This is a genomic window from Thalassospira sp. (genome assembly GCF_002709775.1).
Lineage (GTDB): Bacteria > Pseudomonadota > Alphaproteobacteria > Rhodospirillales > Thalassospiraceae > Thalassospira.
On the sequence record NZ_PAQR01000005.1, the window covers coordinates 149,308 to 172,828 of the forward strand.

Genomic DNA, 23,521 nt, shown 5'->3' on the forward strand with positions numbered 1-23,521 from the left:
AACCGGGTTCAGTTGCCCAGTGTCATGATCTCATAACCCTTGTCGGTCACGACAAGGGTGTGTTCATACTGCACGGTCGCATCACCGGTATCGGCATAAAGCGTCCAGCCATCCTCGCTATCAAGCGCCCATTTCGCGCCAAGCGACAAGAAGGGCTCAATCGTGATCACCTGCCCTTTCTTGAGCGCCCGGCGTTCTTTTGGGTCATCCCAGGTCGGAATAGTGTGGGGATGTTCATGCAGGGATTTGCCAATGCCGTGGCTCGCAAGATTGCGGATCAGGGTATAGCCGCCCTTGCGGGCAAAGTTTTCGATCTTTAGGCCGATCTCGCGGATCGGGGCCTTGTCGCGCACCACCTTGATACCCGCCCACATCGCTTTCTTGCCGTCTTCACACAGTTTAACGAGTTCGGGTTTTGCCGTGCCACAGATGAAGCTGGCACCGGTATCGGAAAAATACCCGTCAAGCGATGCCGATACATCGATATTGACCAGATCACCGTCGGCCAACACCTGATCCCCCGGGATGCCGTGGGCGACGGCATCATTGACACTGATGCAGGTCGCACCGGGGAATTTATATTCGCTTTCGGGGGCGGAAATGGCCCCGGCATCTTCAAGAACCTTGCGCCCGATCTGATCCAGCTCGGCGGTCGTAATCCCGGGAACGGCAGCGGCCCCCATGACGTCACGCGCACGGGCACAAATGCGCCCGATCTTGCGCATCTGTTCGAGTTCTTTTTCCGATGAAATTGTCATGGAATGCTTATTGCGATGCCGTAATGCAAAGTCAAGAAAACCTGCTCTGTATCAAAGACCCCACAAAAAAAACGACGGCCAACATGAATGGCCGTCGCAACATATTGGGGTTCGATCCGATCAAGGGATGATCAGATATCAAAGAACACGGTTTCGTTTTCACCCTGCAGCACGATGTCAAAGCGATAGACCGGCACCGGGCCGCTGTCATCACGGCTTGCAATCAGGGTTTTGCGGCGTTCATGCTGCTCGATCAGGTTCAGCACCGGATCATTGGCATTTTTGTCGGCTTCATCCGCGAAATACATCCGGGTGTTTAAACCGATATTGATCCCGCGTGCCACGATCCAAAAATTGATATGCGGTGCCATATCGCGATTATTGCGGCCCGAAACCACGCCCGGCTTGATGGTTTCAAAACGATAGACTGCGGTATCGAAATCGGTTCCCGTCCGGCCCCAACCGCGGAAGTCGTCATCGACCTTGCCAGATTTCTGACGATCAAGTTCGTGGTTGTAGCGACCGTCCGCATTGGCCTGCCAGATTTCAAGCAGTGCATCACGAAGCGGCGTACCGGTGCCATCAATCACCCGGCCTTCGATGATGATGCGTTCCCCACGGGTGTTCTCATCGGCCAGAATGTTGGTGAAGTTGTTTTCAAAGATGTCAAAACCGGCCTGCTTGGGAATAAGCCCGATATGCACATAGGGGCCTGCCGTCTGGGAGGCTGTTTCTTTGAGATAATCAAGGTTTTGCACCATGGATCAGTTTCCTTCCAGACGGTTTTCAAACAGGGTCGAACGACGGCCGCGCAGAACGATGTCGAACTTGTAGGCAATGGTATCGAGCGGCACCGAGCCATTCAGATCAATCGGTGCAATCAGACGGTTGATCGCATCCTCGTCAGGAATGACATGGACAATCGGGCATTCCTTGATCAGCGGATCGCCTTCGAAATACATCTGGGTGATCAGGCGCTGGGCAAAACCGGATCCGAAGACCGAGAAATGGATATGGGCCGGACGCCAGCTATTGACGTAGTTGCGCCACGGATACGGGCCCGGCTTTATGGTGCGAAAGAAGTAGTAGCCATTTTCATCGGTCAGTGCCCGACCACAGCCGCCAAAGTTCGGATCAATCGGTGCGAGATAGGTATCTTTCTTGTGGCGATAGCGCCCACCGGCATTGGCCTGCCAGAATTCGACCAGTGTGTTGGGCACCGGACGGTTGTTTTCATCCAGAACCCGACCATGAACGATGATGCGTTCGCCGATCGGATCGCAATCCTTGGCATAGTTGCGGATCAGATCGTTATCAAGCGGACCCAGTTCATTCTGACCAAAAACCGGACCGGTGACCTCGGACAAGGACCCTTGCAGCGACAGCAGTGACTGGCGCGGCGAACGCGCGACCGATGTCTTGTAAATCGGCGTGTAGCCAGCGGGCTGAAGCGTTCTGTCACGCTGATAAAATTCCATGATGTTTCCTCCGCAGATGATGCTCCGGACAGTTGAATGTCCGCGTTAAGGGCATCCTGCGCGGCCAATTGCATAAAATAAATGCATCATTTATCATATTATTCATGAGCAATTTTGATCATTTGGAACTGGACGGCCATGCGCTGCGTCTGTTTCTGGCCGTTCTCGAAGAAGGGTCGGTAACGGCGGCGGCCGAACGGCTTGGCGTGACGCAATCTGCGGTCAGTCACAATCTGACCAAATTGCGCCGGATCATGCGCGACCCGCTTTTCACCAAATCCGGCCGCGGCATTGTGGCAACGGCGCATGCGCAGAACCTGGCCGAACAGGCGCGGTTTCTTCTTGATCAGATGCAGGCCTTTGCCAGCGGTGCGGATTTCGAACCCGATGGCGCATCGATGACGCTGACGATTGCCGCCAATGATCTGCAGCGTGATCTTTTGCTACCGACCCTGTTTCGTAACCTTGAGGATGCACTTGCCAACATCCGGATGACGGTGGTGCCATCACTTTTGCCAGGCCCGGCCTTGCTGCGCGAAAATCACTGTGACCTTCTGATTTCGCCGCGCCCGCCCGAGGGGGTCGATATTGTGCAAAAGCGCCTTCTGACCGATCATTATATGGTGTTTTATGATCCGGATATGCGGGGCGCCCCACAAAGCGTCGATGAGTACCTTGAAGCACGTCATGTCACGGTGCGCTATGGCAATAACCGCACGCTTGAATTTGATGACATGCTTGAAAGTCAGGGCGTTGATCGCAACATCGTTTTGCGGGTGCCCAACTTCACCGCCATTGCCGAATTCTTGCGCGGAAGCAACATGATCGCAACCTTGCCCAGCCTTTTGCAAAAGCATGCCCTGCGTGATTTCGCCCGCGCACCAATGCCGATAACCGAACTTAAAGACGGTACGCTTGATCTGCCGATTTTCATGTGTTGGCACCAACGTTATCAGCATGATCCATCGCATCGCTGGTTGCGCGAACAGCTTGAAGATGTTGCGGCAACCCGATTACGCATGCCAACCAAAGAACCCGTTTCGCAACCCGATCAGGGGCAGGCCCCGCAAAGGACATCATGACGATTACAGAAATCATCTATTGGCTTGAACTGGCCGGGGTTGCTGTTTTTGCGATTACCGGCGCGCTTGAGGCATCCCGGCGTCAGATGGACATTATGGGGTTCGTGCTGATTGCGACCTTTACCGGGATCGGCGGCGGCACAGTGCGCGATGTGATTACCGGCGCGACACCGGTCTTCTGGATCCGGGACATCACCTGGCTTGTGACCTGTATCGGGGCTGCAGTCCTAACATACTTCACCGCCCATCTGGTTGAGCGACGTTATGTTGCCTTGCTGTGGCTCGATGCCTTGGGGCTTGCAATGTTTGGCGTAACCGGAGCAGCCATTGGGCTGAACCTCGGCGTATCGCCCTTGGTGGCCGTCATTCTGGGTATGATCACCGCGACCTTTGGCGGGATGGTGCGGGATGTTGTGTGTAATGAAATACCGCTGATCCTGAGGCCAGAGATTTATATTACCTGTGCGCTGGTAGGCGCCGGGATCTATGTAATCGGCACGGCTATCCTTGCACTGCCCAGTGGTCCGATTGCGGTGATTGCCTTCTTTGCCGCCTTCCTGATGCGCGCCTGCGCAATCAAGTTCAAGCTAAGCTTCCCGGTCTACAAGGCACGTCCGGGCCGGGAGTACTAGACGGCAATTTACCGGTTTGCGCGCCTACTCGACGATCAACTGAACCCGATCACTTGAAAAGGCGGTCACGCCATATTCAATCGGCACGCCAGCAGAATCGACATCAACGCTTTCGGTCGAAATCACCGGCCGATTGCGCGCCTGCTTAAGCAAGTTCGCCACTCGGGATGACGGCAGGGTCGCGGAGATACGGGTGGTCTTGCGGCTGTAATCATCAATCCCGAAACGTTTAAATGCCTCGGTCAGTGACTTGGTCTCGACAAATATTTCGACGATACCGTCAAAGCGGGCCGCCGGCAGGTAACTTGTCGCCACCGCAAGCGGCACACCGTCAGCCTCGGAAACCGAGAATAGTTCAATCACCCGCGTACCCGGCTTGACATCAAGGAATTGTGCGACGGTTGCAGTGGCTTTAAGCACTTCGGACGAAACCAAGCGCTTATCTGGCAACCGGTGCCGGCCCGACACGATCTGCGAGAAGCGGGTTTTCGATCCCAGCGGGTAATCAAGGATCTGTTCCTGAACAAAGGCACCACGCCCCTGCTCGACACGGACAACATTGGAATCGACAAGTGCGGCCATTGCGCGACGCACGGTATGGCGATTCACACCAAAACGCCGGACAAGTTCCATCTCGGTCTGCATCTTGTCACCGGGCGCAAATACACCGTCGGAGATATCAGCCAGAAGCTGCTTTTCTATTTGCTTCCAGATAGATAGGCCCGGCTCCCAATCCATTACATTCCCCGTTCATAAAACTTTCACCGCAAGACCTTTGCCTTTGGTTCTGGATCGTCTTATAACGTCAATAGGTATAGACGTCTAGACAAACTTTGAATTTGTCGACATAAGTTGAAAAGGGATCAGTTTGATGACGGCGCACCCCGCCCCGAATGCCCGGACCGATCAGAACCGGAATGCAGACACCCCCACCGACCCGCAAATTGCCGCACGTCAGAAATGGATGTCAGTTCTGGCCCGTACATCGCGTGCCCGGCTTGAAGCGCAGTGGTCGGAAAATCACAGCAGCGAAAACTGGACCCACCTGCGCGAACCGCAGATCGGCATGGTGATGGTGCGTGCTCGCGCTGGCGGCACCGGGCAGCGGTTTAACCTTGGTGAAATGACGGTGACTCGCTGTGCCGTCACCCTATCGGATGGCACCGTCGGGCATTCCTACGTCAAGGGACGCGACCGCATTCAGGCGCAATATGCCGCGCTCTTTGATGCAGTGATGCTGCGCGACGGATCGGCAAGCGATTTCATCGAAACCCTCGCCACCGAACAGGCCGCCGCCAAACGCGATCATGCGCGCAAGGTTGCCGCCACCAAAGTTGATTTCTTCACCCTTGTCCGCGGAGACGATTGATGACCCTGCAATCCCAGACAAGTGACTTGCTGCCGGGCTTTGACCACGCGGCCTTTGATTCAAACGCCGTGTTTCGCGCCCTGCTTGATGCCATGTCGCGCCCCGGTCGGATTTATGATCTGCCGGTCAATGTTGCAGCGCCTGATGGGTTGAACGAAGCTGCGACGGCAGCCCTTCTTGCCATGGCGGATATGGATACCACCGTGTGGCTGGCGCCCTCATGCGCGACCAAATCCGCTTGCGATCATTTGAAATTCCATTGCGGTTGCCCGATCAGCACCGATGTCAAACAGGCCGACTTTGCGGTCGCGCGCATTTCCGATGACCTGTCCTTCATTACCGACCTTGCCGTTGGCAATGCGGAATACCCGGATCAATCGGCGACCCTGATCCTGATGGTTGATGAGATTTCCGATCGCCCGTCTATGACCCTTTCGGGTCCGGGCATCAAGGACACGCATAGCCTTGCGATCAAGGACCTGCCGGCAAGTTTCCACGCCTGGCGGGCAGAGAACCATCACCTGTTTCCGTGCGGTGTTGATGTGATTTTCGCAAGCCCAACCCAGATCGCCGCCCTGTCGCGCACCACCCGGATCGAGGTCAATTAATCATGTATGTTGCGGTAAAAGGTGGCGAACGCGCCATCAACAATGCTCACAAGCTTCTGGCCGAGCAGCGCCGGGGCGACAAGGATATTGCCGAAATCGAAACCGATCAGATCGAACAGCAACTGTCGCTGTCGGTGACCCGCGTCATGGCAGAAGGGTCACTTTATGACCGTGATCTGGCTGCCCTTGCCATCAAGCAGGGCCGGGGTGATTTGATCGAGGCAATCTTTTTGATGCGGGCCTATCGCACGACGCTGCCACGTTTTGCGTTTTCCAAGCCAATCAAGACCGCCGAGATGGATGTGTCGCGCCGCATTTCGGCAACCTTCAAGGACCTGCCCGGCGGGCAGATCCTGGGACCAACCTTTGATTACACGCACCGTCTTCTCGACTTCACCCTGATGGCAAATGGCGAAGCACCGACCGAAGCACCAAGTGGTGAACAACCAGTCGATGAAAACATGCCACGGGTCTTGGATGACATCTTGAACTATGAAGGTCTTATTCAGGACGAACCGGTTCCGGTCGATGAAAACGCCCCGGTGGCCGACCTGACCCGCGAGCCGGTCAAATTCCCGGCTGGACGTGATCTGCGCCTGCAGAACCTGTCGCGCGGGGATGAGGGATTTGTTCTGGCACTTGGCTATTCCACCCAGCGGGGCTACGCCAACAGCCACGCCTTTGTCGGTGAAATCCGCTATGGCACCGTGTCAGTCGAGATCGAGCCCGAGGAACTCGGCTTTGCGATTGATATCGGTGACATCGAACTGACCGAGTGCGAGACGGTCAACAAGTTCAAGGGATCGAAAACCAAGCTGCCGCAATTTACCCGTGGTTACGGATTGGTGTTTGGTCAAAACGAACGCAAAGCCATTTCGATGGCGCTGGTTGATCGTGCCATGCGCGCCAATGAAATGGGCGAACAGATCATGGGCCCGGCACAGGACAGCCAGTTCGTGATGGAACATAGCGACAATGTCCAGTCCACCGGCTTTGTCGAACATATCAAACTGCCACACTATGTCGATTTCCAGGGCGAACTTGAGCTGGTGCGCCGCATGCGCGCCGAGGTCGAGGAACGCCTGGCAAAGTCCGAAGCCGAAAATGGCACATCCCAACCCGAGGCCGCGGAGTAATCCCATGGAACAGACTGTCAAAAATCCGGCCGACGGGGCACCGGACTATAACTTTGCCTATCTTGATGAACAGACCAAACGCATGATCCGGCGCGCGCTGCTTAAGGCCGTGGCCATACCGGGTTATCAGGTACCGTTTGCCGGACGCGAAATGCCGATGCCCTATGGTTGGGGTACGGGCGGCGTTCAGGTAACAGCTGCTGTGATCGGACCGAATGATACGCTTAAGGTCATTGACCAGGGGGCGGATGACACCACCAATGCGGTCTCGATCCGGCAGTTCTTTGCCAAGACCGCACAGGTCGCCACCACAGAAAAAACCGCCGAGGCATCGATCATCCAGACCCGTCACCGCATCCCGGAAAAGGAACTGCGCGAAGATCAGGTATTGGTCTATCAGGTGCCGATCCCTGAGCCGCTTCGCTTCCTTGAACCGCGCGAAACCGAAACACGCAAGATGCATGCGCTTGAAGAATATGGCCTGATGCATGTGAAGCTGTATGAAGACATTGCACGTCATGGCCATATCGCGACCACCTATGCCTATCCGGTGATGGTCGATGATCGCTATGTGATGGATCCGTCGCCGACGCCAAAGTTCGACAATCCGAAAATGAACGATATGGCAGCCCTTCAGCTTTTTGGCGCCGGTCGTGAGAAGCGCATTTATGCCCTGCCGCCCTACACCAAGGTCAAAAGCCTCGATTTCGAAGACCATCCGTTCGAAGTCCAGACCTGGGAAGACGAATGCGGCATGTGCGGTGCGCGTGACAGTTACCTTGATGAAGTCATTCTCGATGATCAGGGCAACCGGATGTTTGTCTGCTCCGACACTGATTACTGCGCAGAACGACAGGACGCCGGCCATCGCGGCCCGCAACATCATGACCAACCCCTTGGCACCGCAGATCGCGGAAAGGCAGCAGAATAATGACCCAGATGAACGAACCGCTTCTGCGCGTTGACAACCTGACCATGATGTATGGCGACCGGGTTGGCTGCAAGGATGTCAGCTTTGAACTCCGCCCCGGTGAAGTTCTTGGCATCGTTGGGGAATCCGGATCGGGTAAATCCACTTTGCTGCGCAGTATTTCCGCCCAGCAGGAACCGACCAAGGGTGTTGTTGAATACCAGACCCGCATTGATGGTGTGCGCGATGTCTATCAGATGTCAGAAGCACAGCGCCGCCTTCTGATGCGGACCGACTGGGCCTTTGTGCATCAGAACCCGCGTGATGGATTGCGCATGAATGTGAGCGCCGGCGCCAATATTGGCGAACGGCTGATGGCGATCGGGGATCGTCATTACGGCAACATTCGCAGCAATGCGGACAGCTGGCTTGGCAAGGTCGAAATCGCGTCAGAGCGCCTTGATGACCTGCCATCAACCTTTTCGGGCGGCATGCAGCAACGTTTGCAGATTGCCCGCAACCTCGTAACCAGCCCGCGCCTCGTCTTTATGGACGAACCCACGGGTGGGCTTGATGTTTCTGTTCAGGCCAGATTGCTCGATCTGCTGCGCGGGCTGGTTCACGATCTTAATCTTGCGGTGATCATCGTCACCCACGATCTGGCAGTCGCACGGCTTCTTTCGCACCGGCTGATGGTGATGCAACAGGGCAAGGTGATTGAACATGGTCTGACCGATCAGGTTCTTGATGACCCGCAGCATCCCTATACGCAGCTGCTTGTTTCTTCCATTCTGCAGAACTGATCGGGGCGAAGAAAATGTCTGAAATGCTTCATGCTCAAAACGTCGCGAAAAGCTTTACCCTCCATACTCAGGGCAGCGTGACCATCCCGGTTTTTGAAGGCATCGAATTCATGCTTTCGGCTGGCGATTGCATCGCGCTGACCGGTGAATCCGGTTCCGGGAAAAGTACCTTCATGCGCATGCTTTATGCCAACTACACATGCTCCCAAGGTTCCATCAAGGTGTTCCATGATGGCGACTGGCTTGATATCACCACCGCCAGCCCGCATTCGATCCTTGAGATCCGCAAGCGGACGCTGGGCTATGTGTCGCAGTTCCTGCGCGTGATCCCGCGTGTGCCGACCCTTGATATCGTTGCCGAGCCGCTTGTTGCACTTGGCACGGATCGCACGGCGGCAACCGAAAAGGCGCGTGACCTTTTAACCCGCCTTCGCATCCCCGAACGTTTGTGGCAGCTCTCGCCACTGACCTTTTCGGGTGGGGAACAGCAACGCGTGAATATCGCGCGTGGCTTTATTGCAGATTATCCGATCATGTTGCTTGATGAGCCGACCGCATCGCTTGACGCCCAAAATCGCGCCACAGTTCTGGCGCTGATTGAAGAAGCCAAAAGCCGTGGTGCGGCAATCGCCGGTATTTTCCACGACCATGAAACCCGTGATGCAGTCTGCACCGGGTCGTTTGATGTGACTTCCTTTAAAGTTGGGGCCAATGACTGAACAGATTTTCACCAATGCCAAACTGGTTCTGGCAAACGAAGTCATTGACGGAGCCGTGCAGGTCAAGGACGGCAAGATCAGCGATATTTCTGATCGCGCCTCGAACCTTCCGGGTGCAGAGGACATGGGCGGCGATTATCTGATGCCGGGTCTGGTCGAGCTGCATACCGACAATCTCGACAAGCACCTCACCCCGCGCCCGAAAACCCGCTGGCCGGCCACTGCCGCCGTTGTCGCCCATGACAACCAGGTCGCCAGTGCCGGGATCACCACCGTGTTTGACGCGGTTTCCATTGGCGATGTCAACGAAGGCTCCGAGCGCATTGTGCGACTGATTGAATCGGTCAAGGCACTTGAGCACGCGCTGGAAAATGCGCTGCTGCGTGCGGACCATAAACTGCATCTGCGTTGCGAGACATCCTTCCCGGGCATGGTTGAGGCCCTTGGTCAACTGATCGACCTGCCACTGGTCAGCATGCTTTCGGTGATGGACCACACACCGGGGCAGCGTCAGTTCGTCAGCCTTGATGCCTATTACACCTATTACCAGGGCAAGTATGGCCTCAGCGACGAGGAGATGCGCAAATTCATCGCCACCCGCCGTCGCGATGCGGAGCTTTATTCCGAAAAACACCGTCGCCATGTGGTTGAACAAGCCCACGCCAAGGGCCTAGCCCTTGCCAGCCATGATGACGCAACCGAAGCCCACGTGGCAGAGGCAGTGGCAGACAAAATGACCGTGGCTGAATTCCCGACCACGCTTGAAGCCGCCAAGGCATCACATGAAGGCGGGCTTGGTGTTATGATGGGCGGGCCGAACCTTGTGCGCGGCGGATCGCATAGCGGCAATGTTGCCGCCGGTGAGCTGGCAAAGCAGGGCTATCTCGACATCATTTCAAGCGACTATGTCCCGCACAGTCTTTTGCACGGGGCGATGAAGCTGTTTGACGAGTTTGATGGCTATGACCTGCCGCGCGCTATTCGAACCGTGTCGCTTAATCCGGCCACACAGGTCGGCCTTCATGATCGCGGCGAGATCGCGGTTGGCAAGCGCGGTGATCTGATCCGGGTGCATCATTCCCCGCACCATCCGATTGTGCGCGGTGTCTGGCGCGAAGGGATAAGGGTGTCATGACCGGCACCCCCGCAGCCCCCACACATACCAGTACTTCTGGATACGGGCTCCTTGTCCTCGTCGTCGGCCCCAGTGGCGTTGGCAAGGACACCCTTCTTGATGCAGCCCGTGACAGACTGGCCAGGGACAAGCAGTTCTGCTTTCCGCGGCGCTGCATCACCCGCCCGGCCGGATCGGTGGGCGAAATCCACATCCCCGTCCGCCCCGAAGATTTCGGGCAGATGGCACGTCAGGGCGCGTTCCTTCTAAGCTGGAAGGCACATGATCTGGGATATGGTATTCCGCGCCATGTGCTCGATGAAGTCGAAGCGGGCAAAACCGTTATCGTCAATGTGTCACGCAGCGTGATCGAGGATGCCTGTGCCCTGCTTGGGCAGAACAATATCCGGGTTGTGAATGTCCGCGCCAGCAGCGAGGCCCTGCGCAACCGTCTTCAGGCCCGCGGGCGCGAAGATGCCCTTGATATCGAGCGCCGCCTTGCGCGCGCATCGGCTTATCAGGTCGAAGGCGATTACGTTGTTCACGTCGATAATGATGCAGACCTTGAGACCGGCATTGCGCGCTTCATCCACGCACTGGAAATACCGCAATCCATCGCCAACCGCGCTTAAACCCCTCGCACTGGCACACCCAAAATGCTGCACCCTGAAAGCGCAGCATTTTTCTATCCTGCAAGCGGGAACCGCTTCAGTAATCTGAACGGTTTCTGATCGCCTGGATCCCCAAACAGGCAGACTTCTCTAACCACAAACGGCGCCTCGCAAAGCGTTGCGACCAAATCAGATAGTGCGTTTGTAAACGGCACGATCTGGTCATCAGAAAGCTTATTGGTCAATGTCAGGTGGAAGCGAAATTCTTCCATGACGTAGGGATAACCCCAGCGCACAAGATTTTCTTCCTGCCGATCCGTCAGGCCCGCCGCACGGCGCTTGTTCATTGCCGCTTCATCTTCAGGTTGGCGGAAAGCATCAAGTTCACGCACCAGCGTTGCCGCAAGATCGGCCAAAGGCGCAACCGGCTTGGTCGGGACAAGCGCCAGAAACCGGCCGATTGATTTTAACATCAATGGCCCGCAGGCGACCGGCGCGATTGTTTGGCAAAGGCTGGCAAGGGATGCTTCAAGCTCAGCCCGATCTTTACCGACCGATAATGCAAAGGGCGGTTTAAGTGTGCCGTGAAAGCCATAGCGGCGGGGTGATGTTGTTCCTGCCGCGATGTCAGCATCGCTTAAGCCCGTGACTGCCGGACGCGCCAAACTGTCGCTACTTTCCGGATCACGCCCAAGCCAGGTATTGCCAAACTGCCCCAACGCGCTTTGCGGTTCTGGCGCGTAGTAGATGCCATAGCGTTGGTATTGTTCGATCATGGATGAGCTCTGGAAATAAAAACAGATGAGGAAACAAGAAGCGCCGGAGTAATTTAGACTAACCTCCGGCGCGGATCTTATCACTGAGAAAGTCCGATTGCTTAGACGGTATCGTATTTCAGGCAGAAATCACGAACCGAAAGCTTGCGGAAATCCTGCAATCTTTCGCGCAGCATTTCGTGCGACCAGTCCCACCAGCGAATGCGCAGCAGGGCATCGACGATGTCGGCCTCAAACCTTGGACGAAGGGGGGCGGCCGGAATGCCCGTCACAATCGTGTAGGGCGCGACATCCTTGGTCACCACCGCACCGGAACCAACAACAGAACCGATGCCGATGGTCACACCACCTTGCACAATCGCCCCGTGCCCGATCCAGACATCATGTTCAAGACGAACACGCTTTTCACGGCGCCAGTCAAAGAAGGCACGATCGTCTTCACCCAGTTCATAGGCGCTGGAACGATACTGGAAATGATGCATCGAGGCCCGGTCCATCGGATGCTGTCCCGGGTTGATGCGCGTATGCGCGGCGATGTTTACGAACTTGCCTATATCAGAGTAGATGATCTCGCTGTCATTCACGACATAGGAATAATCATCCATTTTCGTTTCGCGCATGGAGGTGCGTGCACCGACTTCGGTCCAGACCCCCATGTCGCAATCGACAACAATCGCACTGTCATCAATCGTTGGCCGTTCCGACAATGCCTTCATCGCCGGTTTGGCCTGCGTGATCTTGAACCCCATCGATCAGGTCACCAGTTTGCGCAGACGCTGCGAACCCATGTCGAGCAGGCTGACAGAAATGATGATGATGATCATGACGGCGGCCGTTTCGGCGTAATAGAAACCGCGGATATATTCCCAAAGCACCATGCCGATACCACCGGCCCCCACAATGCCAAGCACCGTTGCGGAGCGCACATTCGATTCAAAGCGATAGAGCGAATAGGAAATCCACAGCGGCAGAACCTGCGGGATGACGCCAAAAATAACTTCCTGAAGGGCATTGGCACCGGTCGCCCGAATGCCTTCGACCGGTTCAGGATCAATTGCCTCGACCGCCTCGGAAAAGAGTTTGGCAAGAACACCCGTGGTGTGAATCCAAAGCGCCAGGACACCGGCAAACGGACCAAGCCCGACCGCAACAACGAACAGCATGGCAAAGACCATTTCGTTGATCGCACGGAAGGAGTCCATCAAACGACGAACCGGCTGATAGACCCAGAACGGCACGATGTTTTCAGAGGAAAGAATACCAAACGGGATGGAACACACGATGGAAAGTGCTGTACCCCAGATCGCGATCTGGATGGTGATCCACATTTCTTCGACATACATCTTCCACATCAGAAAGTCCGGCGGGAAGAAGCCCTCGGCGAAGTCGACCATGTTGCCGCTGTTTTCAAACAGCGTCATCGGACGCATGTCCGCGCCCTCCCACGACATAGCCAGAAGACCAAGGATAACCGCCCAAAGCAGGAAGCTTGAGGCCGAGCGTTTCAGATCACGCGGCGGGAGCTCCGTTGCGACAGATGATGTCGAAGAAATGCTGCTGTTCATCATTTAAATCCCGGAAGTAAAAGCAAACAGGGAGCGCACGATGCGTGCACTCCCCGTCGAAAGTCCGATTACTGGTAGGAAACCAGAATGTCGAGCTCAGCAAGTTTCTCGTCGATCTCAGCAACACGTTTTGCTTTCTCTTCATCAGAAAGCTCTTCGGTGTTCTGAATTTTCAGCTTGTCTTTGAACAGTGCAAGCTGACGGATCGGATAAAGCTGCGCGTTGGAGCTTTCCATGAAGAGGCCCATGCCATCAGAGTTGTTGGCGAGAACTTCCTTGGCACCTTCAACATCGCCAAAGCGGCCATAACCGAGGAAGAATGCCTTGATGCGTGATTTCAGTTCACGCGACATGTCTTTGCGATACACCATCGGGTCAGACGGGATCAGCGGCGAGGTCCAGATCACTTTGACCTTTTCGGTGACTTCCGGCTTGTTCATCTGGGTACGTGCAAGCTGCTCGGAGTTGTTGGCAGCGGCATCAACCTGTGCATTGGCAGTCGCCATCAGGTTGGTTTCGTGGTTCGCGTTGCGAACAGTCTTGAAGCACTCTTTCGGATCAGCACCGTTCTGTGCAAACACATAGTAGGACGGAACCAGGAAGCCCGAGGTCGAGTTCGGATCACCGATACCGAAGTTCAGCGAACCATCACATTTCAGAAGATCTTCAAGCGAGTTCAGCTTGTCGTTATCAGCCTGGGTGATGATGTGGGAATAGTAACCGTTCGAACCATCGGATTTGGAGGTCTGAACGAAGATTTCGCCACCCGCACGGTCAACAGCTTCCATCGCGGACTTGTTGCCGAACCAGCCAACGTGAACCTTGCCAAAACGCATGCCCTCGATGATGCCGGCATAGTCCGGTGCGAAGAACGCTTCGACTTCCATGTCGAGTGCTTCGGACATGTCGTCGATCAGCGGCTGCCACTGAGCTTTAAGGTTGGAAGTCGATTCCGTGGAAATGATGCCGAAAACAAGGCTTTCCGGATCCTGCTCCAGCGGCTTGAATTCTACATCGGCTTTGGCAACGACGGATGCCAGCATCGTGGCCGCAAATGCTGCGGATGCGATTGTCTTAACGTTCATTAGAAGTCCCCTGTCAGAATAGATTTGGACATGTTTCGAGAAGGTAAGGCAGTCATGACAACTGGCCCGGCTAGCTTGTTGCGACAGCCAGGTCCTTTTCTGCGACGGGTTTTGAGGCAGGCGCTGCGGCCTCCGTCGCACCATCGGCAAAAAGCTCGGAAGAATGTTCGCCGTACAATTCCTGCAGGAATTGCGGCGTCAGTTCGGTTGACGGTCCGTCAAAAACAACTTCACCATCGCGCATGGCGATGGTGCGTTTGCAGTAGTCCTTGGCGTAATCAACCTGATGAAGCGATACGATGACGGTGACGTTGTCTTCGCGGTTCACACGATCAAGCGTATTCATCACCTTGCGCGAGGATGCCGGATCAAGCGATGCGATCGGCTCGTCAGCAAGAATAAGGCGGGCACCCTGTGTGATGGTGCGTGCAATTGCTGCGCGCTGCTGCTGACCACCTGAAAGGTTACGAGCCTTTTTGGCAGCATGGGCATCAATGCCAACGCGATGCAGCGCACTCATGGCGCGCATCTTTTCGGCCTTGGTAAACAGGCCAAGCGACCCGCGCCATGCCGGAACACGACCCAAAAGCCCCATCAGAACGTTGGTGAGAACCGAAAGACGGCTGACCAGATTGAACTGCTGGAAAACAACACCGATTTCAGAACGTACTTTGCGTGCCCCGCGTGAAATCCGCCCATTTTCCTGAATAGTTTCACCAAACACAGCGATCTTGCCGCCATCGCGATCCCCGCGCAACAGACCAGCAATATGACGGATCAAAGTGGATTTGCCTGAACCTGATGCGCCGATCAGGGCGACCATTTCGCCTTCACGTACCTGCAGTTTCACGTCCCTAAGAGCGCGCTTGTCGCGGGTAAAGCTTTTGTTCAGTCCAGAGATATCTACAACCAGCATCAAAGAGTCGCCTGAATGTGTTTCGCTGGATCAAGAAGCTACGCACAAACCGCGACTCTACGGTGACACTGATGTTACAGTTCGATGATTACGCGGCGCATATCGCCCCGACAACAATCAAACTTGTCTATACATCAAATATTGAAAACAGCGTTCATATCGAAAAATGAACGACTTTCTGTAACATTCACACAAATTGGCATCATATTTGTGTGAGTAATTCCGCATCCCAAGAGTTTGCAAAAATAAATAACCAACCGTGAAATCCGCAGGTCCGGTTTACTCTTTAAAATCGGAAATCTTTATTTGATGCCATTGATCGTATCGATGATGTCGTCTTCGACATCAAGCCCCTCGGCTTCGGCAAGTGCACGGGCTTGCTTGCCACGACGGCCGGGCAAGCGCACGCCTTCTTCGGCGGCGATCTCGTTTGCGATGCTGGCAAGGTGATCCATTACCCCGGCCCCGCCGGTTGCCATCGGATCGATTGCGATGATCAACTGGCCCAATGCAGGCGGCGCACCCTTGTCATCAAAAAGCGACGAGGATTGATGACCGAACTGTGCACCGGTCAAACCGGCGGCCAGAAGCTCGACCATCATGGCAAGGGCTGCACCCTTTACACCACCGGCCGGGATCATCGTGCCATCCAGCGCCCTTTGGGCGTCCGTTGTCGGATTGCCATCGACATCAAGCGCCCAGTCATCGGGAATCTCCGCGCCCTTTTGTCGGGCCGCCATGATCTTGCCGCGGGCAACCTTTGAAAGGGCGAGGTCAATAATGATCGGATCACCGGCATCACCAACCGGCACGCCAAAGGCAATCGGGTTTGTACCAAACATCGGACGGCGACCACCCCATGCCGCCATTGCAGCGGGCGCATTGGCAAACATCATGGCTGCCAATCCCTGCTCGGCAAGGCGTTCGACGGTCAAGCCCATAACACCTGCATGGTGCGATCGATGGATTGATGCAATCGCGATCCCCTGACTGCGCGCCATATCCGGCAGATGTTCCATCATCAGATCAAGGGCCGGATAGGCAAAGCCATGCTGCGCATCAATGCGCAACACACCGGGTACGGGCTTTTCAAAGACCGGACTGATCATGCCATCGACCTTGCCGATCTTTGCCTGTGCGGAATAGGCCGGCACCCGACGAAATCCATGTCCACCCTGGCCAGATGCCTCGGCATTGACCAACGCAGTCGCGACCGATGCGGCATTATCCGCCCGCACGTTGCAGCGCATCAGCGTTTCACACACAAGCGCGTGGGCATCTTTGAGGGAAATCTTCATCGTCTGGTGACCTTGGCTTTGAAACTGGGGCTGTATCGGCGCACGGATCCTGCGCCAAAGGGAAACTCACCATAGCCGCAAGCCATGCCCGCGCGCAAAGGCGTTTTCATTGCAGCGCACACCGACACCACGTTTGGCCAATCGACATTTAAAATGTGCTATCCTCATTCCACGCACAGATGGCAGTGTTGCCCATCACGGAACACGCAGAACAGGAAATCGGAAATGCATCGGGCAAAGCACGCAATCGTTTCATCAGTCGCTCTGGCCTCGTCGCTGTTGCTTGCAGCCTGCAGCGCGACATCAACCAGCACAATGAACACACCGTGGTCAGATGTTGCCGGTCAGGAATGGCATCTGGTGCAGGTCAAAGACGGCAATGGCACCCTGTCGCCGACAGAAACTGCAATGGCAACCGCCACCTTTTCCGCCGATGGCATGGTTTCTGGCAATGCCGGCTGCAATCAGTATTCCGGCGGCTACGAGCAATCCGGAGCGTCGCTTGGTGTTGCGCAGCTTGCCATGACACGGAAGTTCTGTATCGCAGAAGAAGCCATGCGGATCGAAAGTGCCTTTAGCGGTGCGCTTGTTCTGGTCAACAGTTGGGACATGGTCGATGGCAACCTGGTTCTCAAAGACAGCGCCGGCAACGTCGTGATCGAGCTGACTTCCACTGCACCCTGAACATTCCAGGTACAGATTTCAGCGCAGCATGTTGCGCACAGCAAAAAGGGGCACCAAATGGTGCCCCTTTCGTTTGACGATGTATCGCAGCGATCAGATCGCCGCGATACATAAATGTCGATATTTTAGTCTTTGCTTTCGGTCGCTTCGGAGTTCGCGCCAACCGCCTTGGGTTCAGAGCGCAGACCCTGAATGATCGAGTAGCAGGCAAACAGCAGCACAATCGCAAACGGGAAGCCCGTCGATACGGCCATTGCCTGCAATGCGCCGAGACCACCGCCAAGCAACAGTGCAATTGCGACCAGCCCCTCGAAGGTGCACCAGAACACACGCTGCGGAACAGGTGCGTCGACCTTGCCGCCTGCCGTGATGGTATCAATCACGAGCGAACCGGAGTCAGACGAGGTCACAAAGAACACGATCACAAGGACAATGCCGATGAAGGACGTGATGGCTTGCATCGGAAGCTGGTCAAGCATGGTGAACAGCTTGATCGGCAGACCGGCTTCGGCAATCGACGAAACGCCTTCGGTCACCATGTGAACGGCGGTACCGCCAAAGGCAGTCATCCACAGGACACAAACCAGCGACGGAATGATCAGAACGCAGGTGATGAATTCACGGACCGTACGGCCACGCGAAACACGTGCGATGAACATGCCGACAAACGGTGACCAGGAAATCCACCACGCCCAATAGAAGGACGTCCAGCCCTGGCTGAAGTTGGCATCATCACGACCGATCGGGTTCGAAAGCGCCGGCAGATACTCCGCATAGGAAAGCAGGCTTGAGAAGAAACCAGTAATGATTTCCATCGTCGGGCCAACCGCCACAACAAACAGCAGCAGAAGGGCTGCCAGGATCATGTTGATCTCCGAAAGGCGTTTAACCCCTGCATCCAGACCAGCCAGAACCGAAATCAGTGCCACGCCGGTAATCCCGATGATCAGGAAGACCTTCGAGGTATCGGAAACAGAAATGCCAAACAGGTAATCAAGCCCGGCATTGGCCTGTTCCGCGCCGAAACCAAGCGAGGTCGCAAGACCAAACAGGGTCGCAAACACGGCCAGAATATCAATGATATGACCGGTCCAACCCCAGACGCGCTCGCCAAAGATCGGATAGAAGATCGAACGAACGGTCAGCGGAAGACCCTTGTTAAACGAAAACAGCGCCAGTGCGAGCGCCACCGTGGCATAGATCGCCCAAGGGTGCAGCCCCCAGTGGAAGATGGTCGCAGCCATGCCAAGATCGAAGGCAGCATCCGTATCACCGGCAGCAGCACCCAGCGGCGCCCAGTCGGTACGCATGCCATCATCGCCGACCGAAATCCCGCCCATCGAGGACGTGAAATGCGAAATCGGTTCAGACACGCCATAGAACATCAGACCAATGCCCATGCCTGCAGCAAACAGCATGGCAAACCAGCCGGAATAGGAATAATCCGGTGTTGCGTCCGCACCGCCAAGGCGCACACGGCCAAGCGGTGAAACAATCAGGAACAGACACAACACGACAAATACGTTGGCCGCAGACAGGAAGAACCAGTCAAGCGACGATGTCAGCCAACCACGCAGGTCGTTGAACATCGGCCCGACACTTTCCTGAAAGGCCAGGGTAAGAAAGACGAAAGCAACAATTGCAAGACCCGAAATCAGAAAGACCGGGTTATGGACATCCAATCCAAATGGCCCGATCTCTGCCTGGATATTGTCCTGCCCGATTTCATATTCTGTATCAATCGGGTTCGCTGCACCGTCCGGGCTTTCAATGCCCGTGTCAGCTTCAGACCCCATTTGAAACTCCCTAGGTTAAATGAATATACAGCTACCCCTAGCCGTAAAATTGTTCGTTCGTATTCCCTAACGCACGAGGAATACGGAAAGATCCGAGTGAGACGCCACATATCCGCCATGAGACGCAAAAATGTGGTCGGCAATACCGGGCACATGCGATGCCATGACAATGACGTCAGCGCCCAGTTCGTCGGCCTTGGCGACAAGTTCCTTGCTAAGATCCACCGCGGGATCATGCGAAATGTGGGTAACGGCCTTGGTGCTTACACCGTGTTTGGACGCCAGATCCTCGGCAAATGCCTGCAGTTTCTGTTCAAATTCCTTCGGTGTATGCGCAACCGATGACGGTGTGTTGGTACCGACACCGAGAAGGCTTATCTCGGCCTTGTAATGCTTGGCTAGATCGACCGCCGTTTTAATTGCTTTATCCAATTTATCAACGTGGGCCAAATCGACAGGCACGAGCATCTTCTGATACATTCATTCCTCCGTTATGTGCACCACCCCTGAACTTCATGATTTCACAAAATATCAGGGTAGCGCTCAGAGCCTAACATCGACGGTCATCAAAATCAAAAAGGCACTTTCGAAAGTGCACACAAACATTACTGCAATATTTGCTGCAAAACTTGTGCGTCATATTTGACAATATTTGTTCGTGAAAATTACGCTGTTTCCAGTGCAACTCTGGGCTTCTCGTCGAATCGTCAAAGCGATTATTTTTTGATTTGCCAACAGGCCCAACCAGGCCCTTGATGGGCATTTTTGATGTTCGAACCCGAAAATTTTAATTTTTTTTTCATACGAAGATCACGCCAAGTGCGACAGCGGTTTCCCCACCTGTAAACCCCTTATCAGGCAAGGCGTTTCTTGGAAAAATCCATCGGATATCTATTCTATTTTTCAGAGAAGATTTGCGACCAGAAATCTATCCCCGGATGCCGAAAAAACATACTGCACCGCGCACTTGGCTTGATGCAGGCCCCAAACTCGTGTCACGATGTGCGCGATTTGTGCACTGTCTGTCCCACACAACATGTGCTTTCGCGCCCGGACATCATTGGTTCGGAGCGAACATATTTGCTGGATGCACCTCGTCAGAGGCAACCATCCATGGCCGTGCACACACCCGAAAGGGGAAATTTATTGTGGCCAAACGGGGGAGTTCACAAACTGTGCAAAACGGTGACATGGCGCAACAGCACGTCTTTTTGCTGCATGCCCGTTTGTGTCCGAACGACACCCAAACCCGCAAAACCAAGCACAACCAAATCGCGGGCAGGTACTGCCACACCATTTAAATAATTCAACAAGACCAAAAGCATCAGAGAAGGAACAGGGATGACTGACCCTATCAAGCATTTCGCGTCACGCGTCACCGCACATGAAATGAACCGTCGTGAATTCATCGGCCGTTCGATGGCCGCCGGCCTGACCCTTGCTGCAGCCACAAGCCTCTATGGCAAGTCGGCCATGGCGCAGGAACCCAAACGCGGCGGGCATCTGAAACTTGGCCTTCAGGGCGGCTCTTCGACCGACGTTGTTGATCCGGCAAAATCTTCTTCGCAATTCACCTTTGCCATGAACCGCAACTGGGGTGACACCCTGGTTGAATCGCATCCGACCAGCGGCCTTGCCGTTCCGTCGCTTGCAGAATCCTGGGAACCGAATGCAGATGCATCGGTCTGGACGTTCAAAATCCGCAAGGGTGTCGAGTTCCATGATGGCGCAGAACTGACCATCGACGATGTTGTCAAAACCCTGAACCGCCACACCGACGAAAAGTCCGAGTCCGGCGCGCTGGGTGTTCTGGGCTCGATCAAGGGCATCGAAAACAAGGGCGGCGACCTTGTTCTGACGCTGTCTGAAGGCAATGCCGACCTTCCGCTGTTGCTGAGTGACTACCACCTCGTGATCCAGCCGGGTGGTGGTTATGACAACCCGAATGCCGGTATCGGTACCGGCCCGTTCAAGATCGACAATTTCGAAGCCGGCGTGCGCGCAACGTTTGTTAAAAACGAAAATGACTGGCGCACCGATCGCGGCTTTGTTGATTCCGTCGAAATGATCGTGATGAACGACGCGACCGCACGTATGGCAGCCCTGTCATCGGGTCAGGTTCACTTCATCAACCGCGTTGATCCGAAGACCGTTGGCCTTCTCAAGCGTGCACCGAATGTCGAAATTCAGACCACTTCGGGTCGCGGCCACTATGTCTTCATCATGCATTGCAACACCGCACCGTTCGATAACAACGACCTGCGTCTGGCGCTGAAATATGCGATGGACCGCGAAACCATGGTCGAAAAGATCCTTGGCGGTTACGGCAAGGTCGGTAACGATTTCCCGATCAACGAAACCTATGCCCTGTTCCCGGAAGGAATCGAGCAGCGCGCATATGATCCGGACAAGGCAGCCTTCCACTTCAAGAAGTCCGGCCATGACGGTTCGGTTCTGTTGCGTACGTCCGACGTGGCCTTCCCGGGTGCCGTTGATGCTGCGGTCCTGTATCAGGAAACCGCGAAAAAAGCCGGTATCGACATCGAAATCAAACGTGAGCCGGGTGACGGTTACTGGTCGAACGTCTGGAACGTTCAGCCGTTCTCGACCTCTTACTGGGGTGGTCGTCCGACCCAGGACCAGATGTACTCGACCGCCTATCTGTCGAGCGCTGACTGGAACGACACCCGCTTCTTCAATACCGAGTTCGACAAGATCCTTCTTGAAGCACGTGCGGAACTCGACCAGGCCAAGCGTAAGGAAATGTACCACGACATGGCGCTGATGGTCCGTGACACCGGTGGTCTGATCCTGCCGATGTTCAACGACTTCGTGAACGCAACCACGACCAACGTTTCCGGCTTTGTCGATGACATCGGTAATGACATGTCGAACGGTTATGTTGCGACGCGTCTGTGGCTCAACAGCTAATTCGTCGGAGTGCCTTGCATTCCTTTGACTGAAGACTTGCGGGATCACGGCCTTTTGGGCCGTGGTCCCCGTCTTGTTGTTCGCCTGTTTGTTTGACACATGGTCTGATCGAAATTTCCAGATGGAGGCAAAACACCCTTTGCCGTCCCACCCGTCTTGAATTTCCGTTCAGGCCAATTAGGGGAGTATGTGTTCATGGCCAGTCCTTTGGCCGGCGTGCGAGCCGCACGACACAGACTGAAAGAAACCCATCCGTTATCGGTACTGATTGCCGAACGACTGGGCTTGAGTGTGTTGTTGCTCTGGGCTGTTTCAGTCCTGATTTTTGCTGGCGTTGAAGCCCTTCCGGGTGATTTCGCCGAAACCTATCTTGGGCAGTCTGCAACACCGCAGTCGATTGCCAATATCCGCGAAGACCTTGGTCTGGATCGCCCGATCACCACGCGCTATTTCGAATGGCTTGGCGGGGTTGTCCAAGGCGACTTTGGCAATAGCTGGGCCAGTGGCGCGCCGGTGACCGAACAGATCACCAAACGTCTTGGCAACTCGCTGTTCCTGGCCTTCTTTGCTGCAGCAATTTCCGTCCCGCTTGCGGTTGGTCTTGGCATGGTTGCAGTTCACTATCGCAACCGCATTCCGGATCGCGTGATCAACGTGGTCTCGCTTGCGGCGATCTCGCTGCCGGAATTCTTTATCGGTTATATCCTGATCGTGTTCTTTGCCGTTCAGATGGGGGGCGCGACCTTCCCGTCCACGGTTTATGACAATATGCCCTGGTCGGAACGACTGGCGGCAATTGCCTTGCCGACAGCCACCCTTGTGATGGTTGTTCTGGCCCACATGATGCGCATGACGCGTGCAGCGATCATCAGCGTCATGTCATCGGCCTATATGGAGACGGCCGAGCTTAAAGGCCTTGGCGCGTTCAAGGCGATTGTCAAACACGCAGCACCGAACGCCATTGCCCCGATCGTCAACGTGGTGGCGCTTAACCTTGCCTATCTCGTGGTTGGTGTTGTCGTGGTCGAGGTTGTCTTCGTCTATCCGGGTATGGGCCAGTATATGGTTGATGCCGTGACAGTGCGTGACATGCCCGTTGTGCAGGCCTGTGGCCTGATCTTTGCGGCGGTGTATATCCTGCTCAACATGGCGGCCGATATCGTCGCCATTGTCGCCAATCCGAGACTGAGGCATCCGCGATGAGATTACGTGAAATCCCGCTGACCGCCTGGATCGGAATTCTGGGCATT

The 23,521-nt window shown here is 55.2% G+C and carries 25 protein-coding genes; 13 read left to right on the forward strand and 12 right to left on the reverse strand.

The annotated features are described in order from the left end of the window. Positions 1-8: 8 nt before the first annotated feature. The 3 genes from map to pcaH all read right to left on the reverse strand — a co-directional run bounded on the left by map (position 9) and on the right by pcaH (position 2,236). Positions 9-758, reverse strand: a complete 750-nt coding sequence (gene map / locus CMO10_RS02810; protein ID WP_297018771.1) for a type I methionyl aminopeptidase — start codon at positions 756-758, stop codon at positions 9-11. A 131-nt stretch (positions 759-889) separates the two neighbouring features. Then, on the reverse strand, positions 890-1,519 hold the full coding sequence (gene pcaG / locus CMO10_RS02815; RefSeq protein WP_297018772.1) for a protocatechuate 3,4-dioxygenase subunit alpha: 630 nt from the start codon (positions 1,517-1,519) through the stop codon (positions 890-892). A 3-nt stretch (positions 1,520-1,522) separates the two neighbouring features. Continuing rightward, complete coding sequence (gene pcaH, locus CMO10_RS02820; protein ID WP_297018773.1) at positions 1,523-2,236, reverse strand: protocatechuate 3,4-dioxygenase subunit beta; 714 nt, start codon at positions 2,234-2,236, stop codon at positions 1,523-1,525. Positions 2,237-2,340: 104 nt separating this feature from the next. Between pcaH and CMO10_RS02825 the strand changes: the two genes are divergently transcribed. Together CMO10_RS02825 and CMO10_RS02830 are read left to right on the forward strand one after the other, a co-directional pair. After that, positions 2,341-3,318, forward strand: coding sequence for a LysR family transcriptional regulator (locus tag CMO10_RS02825; RefSeq protein WP_297018774.1), 978 nt, complete (start codon positions 2,341-2,343; stop codon positions 3,316-3,318). After that, the gene (locus CMO10_RS02830) at positions 3,315-3,950 is read left to right on the forward strand and encodes a trimeric intracellular cation channel family protein (protein ID WP_044826950.1); all 636 of its coding nucleotides are present in this window, start codon (positions 3,315-3,317) and stop codon (positions 3,948-3,950) included. Before CMO10_RS02825 ends, CMO10_RS02830 begins: the two co-directional genes overlap by 4 nt. Positions 3,951-3,974: 24 nt before the next feature. Here the strand turns inward: CMO10_RS02830 and phnF are convergent, their stop codons facing one another. After that, a complete protein-coding gene (phnF, locus tag CMO10_RS02835; RefSeq protein WP_297018775.1) occupies positions 3,975-4,688 on the reverse strand; it encodes a phosphonate metabolism transcriptional regulator PhnF in 714 nt (237 codons plus the stop codon). A gap of 133 nt (positions 4,689-4,821) precedes the next feature. Between phnF and phnG the strand changes: the two genes are divergently transcribed. The 8 genes from phnG to phnN are packed head-to-tail and all read left to right on the forward strand — an operon-like array spanning position 4,822 to position 11,241. Then, positions 4,822-5,319, forward strand: a complete 498-nt coding sequence (gene phnG / locus CMO10_RS02840) for a phosphonate C-P lyase system protein PhnG (RefSeq protein ID WP_297018776.1) — start codon at positions 4,822-4,824, stop codon at positions 5,317-5,319. Further along, positions 5,319-5,927, forward strand: coding sequence for a phosphonate C-P lyase system protein PhnH (gene phnH / locus CMO10_RS02845; protein WP_297018777.1), 609 nt, complete (start codon positions 5,319-5,321; stop codon positions 5,925-5,927). Before phnG ends, phnH begins: the two co-directional genes overlap by 1 nt. A 2-nt stretch (positions 5,928-5,929) precedes the next feature. Next, positions 5,930-7,063, forward strand: coding sequence for a carbon-phosphorus lyase complex subunit (locus tag CMO10_RS02850; protein WP_297018778.1), 1,134 nt, complete (start codon positions 5,930-5,932; stop codon positions 7,061-7,063). 4 nt (positions 7,064-7,067) lie between these two features. Further along, the gene (locus CMO10_RS02855) at positions 7,068-7,994 is read left to right on the forward strand and encodes an alpha-D-ribose 1-methylphosphonate 5-phosphate C-P-lyase PhnJ (protein ID WP_297018779.1); all 927 of its coding nucleotides are present in this window, start codon (positions 7,068-7,070) and stop codon (positions 7,992-7,994) included. Further along, positions 7,994-8,776, forward strand: coding sequence for a phosphonate C-P lyase system protein PhnK (gene phnK / locus CMO10_RS02860; protein ID WP_363928322.1), 783 nt, complete (start codon positions 7,994-7,996; stop codon positions 8,774-8,776). The genes CMO10_RS02855 and phnK overlap by 1 nt, the downstream gene beginning before the upstream one ends. A gap of 14 nt (positions 8,777-8,790) precedes the next feature. Then, the gene (phnL, locus tag CMO10_RS02865) at positions 8,791-9,495 is read left to right on the forward strand and encodes a phosphonate C-P lyase system protein PhnL (protein ID WP_297018780.1); all 705 of its coding nucleotides are present in this window, start codon (positions 8,791-8,793) and stop codon (positions 9,493-9,495) included. After that, entirely contained in the window at positions 9,488-10,630 is a 1,143-nt protein-coding gene (locus tag CMO10_RS02870) for an alpha-D-ribose 1-methylphosphonate 5-triphosphate diphosphatase (RefSeq protein WP_297018781.1), read from the forward strand. Before phnL ends, CMO10_RS02870 begins: the two co-directional genes overlap by 8 nt. Next, on the forward strand, positions 10,627-11,241 hold the full coding sequence (gene phnN / locus CMO10_RS02875) for a phosphonate metabolism protein/1,5-bisphosphokinase (PRPP-forming) PhnN (protein WP_297018782.1): 615 nt from the start codon (positions 10,627-10,629) through the stop codon (positions 11,239-11,241). The genes CMO10_RS02870 and phnN overlap by 4 nt, the downstream gene beginning before the upstream one ends. A gap of 53 nt (positions 11,242-11,294) precedes the next feature. On the opposite strand, the gene CMO10_RS02880 is transcribed toward phnN, so the two are convergent. The 6 genes from CMO10_RS02880 to CMO10_RS02905 all read right to left on the reverse strand — a co-directional run bounded on the left by CMO10_RS02880 (position 11,295) and on the right by CMO10_RS02905 (position 16,860). Then, a complete protein-coding gene (locus CMO10_RS02880) occupies positions 11,295-11,996 on the reverse strand; it encodes a DUF1045 domain-containing protein (RefSeq protein WP_297018783.1) in 702 nt (233 codons plus the stop codon). 101 nt (positions 11,997-12,097) lie between these two features. Then, positions 12,098-12,745, reverse strand: coding sequence for an LbetaH domain-containing protein (locus CMO10_RS02885; protein ID WP_297018784.1), 648 nt, complete (start codon positions 12,743-12,745; stop codon positions 12,098-12,100). Between the two features lie 3 nt (positions 12,746-12,748). Further along, positions 12,749-13,561, reverse strand: coding sequence for a phosphonate ABC transporter, permease protein PhnE (gene phnE, locus CMO10_RS02890; protein WP_297018785.1), 813 nt, complete (start codon positions 13,559-13,561; stop codon positions 12,749-12,751). Between the two features lie 68 nt (positions 13,562-13,629). Further along, a complete protein-coding gene (gene phnD / locus CMO10_RS02895) occupies positions 13,630-14,646 on the reverse strand; it encodes a phosphonate ABC transporter substrate-binding protein (RefSeq protein ID WP_297018786.1) in 1,017 nt (338 codons plus the stop codon). Positions 14,647-14,716: 70 nt separating this feature from the next. Further along, positions 14,717-15,562, reverse strand: a complete 846-nt coding sequence (phnC, locus tag CMO10_RS02900) for a phosphonate ABC transporter ATP-binding protein (RefSeq protein WP_297018787.1) — start codon at positions 15,560-15,562, stop codon at positions 14,717-14,719. Positions 15,563-15,864: 302 nt separating this feature from the next. Further along, complete coding sequence (locus CMO10_RS02905; RefSeq protein ID WP_297018788.1) at positions 15,865-16,860, reverse strand: Ldh family oxidoreductase; 996 nt, start codon at positions 16,858-16,860, stop codon at positions 15,865-15,867. 225 nt (positions 16,861-17,085) lie between these two features. Here CMO10_RS02905 and CMO10_RS02910 point away from each other — a divergent pair, with 225 nt between their 5' ends. After that, positions 17,086-17,544, forward strand: coding sequence for an META domain-containing protein (locus tag CMO10_RS02910; RefSeq protein ID WP_297018789.1), 459 nt, complete (start codon positions 17,086-17,088; stop codon positions 17,542-17,544). Positions 17,545-17,669: 125 nt separating this feature from the next. Here the strand turns inward: CMO10_RS02910 and CMO10_RS02915 are convergent, their stop codons facing one another. Further along, on the reverse strand, positions 17,670-19,340 hold the full coding sequence (locus tag CMO10_RS02915; protein WP_297018790.1) for a BCCT family transporter: 1,671 nt from the start codon (positions 19,338-19,340) through the stop codon (positions 17,670-17,672). 66 nt (positions 19,341-19,406) lie between these two features. Further along, the gene (locus CMO10_RS02920; protein WP_044826937.1) at positions 19,407-19,820 is read right to left on the reverse strand and encodes a universal stress protein; all 414 of its coding nucleotides are present in this window, start codon (positions 19,818-19,820) and stop codon (positions 19,407-19,409) included. 861 nt (positions 19,821-20,681) lie between these two features. Between CMO10_RS02920 and CMO10_RS02925 the strand changes: the two genes are divergently transcribed. Both CMO10_RS02925 and CMO10_RS02930 read left to right on the forward strand, forming a co-directional pair. Next, positions 20,682-22,271: an ABC transporter substrate-binding protein gene (locus CMO10_RS02925; protein WP_297018791.1), complete on the forward strand. Its 1,590-nt coding sequence runs from the start codon at positions 20,682-20,684 to the stop codon at positions 22,269-22,271. A gap of 195 nt (positions 22,272-22,466) precedes the next feature. Next, positions 22,467-23,474, forward strand: coding sequence for an ABC transporter permease (locus CMO10_RS02930; RefSeq protein ID WP_297018792.1), 1,008 nt, complete (start codon positions 22,467-22,469; stop codon positions 23,472-23,474). Positions 23,475-23,521: the final 47 nt, after the last annotated feature.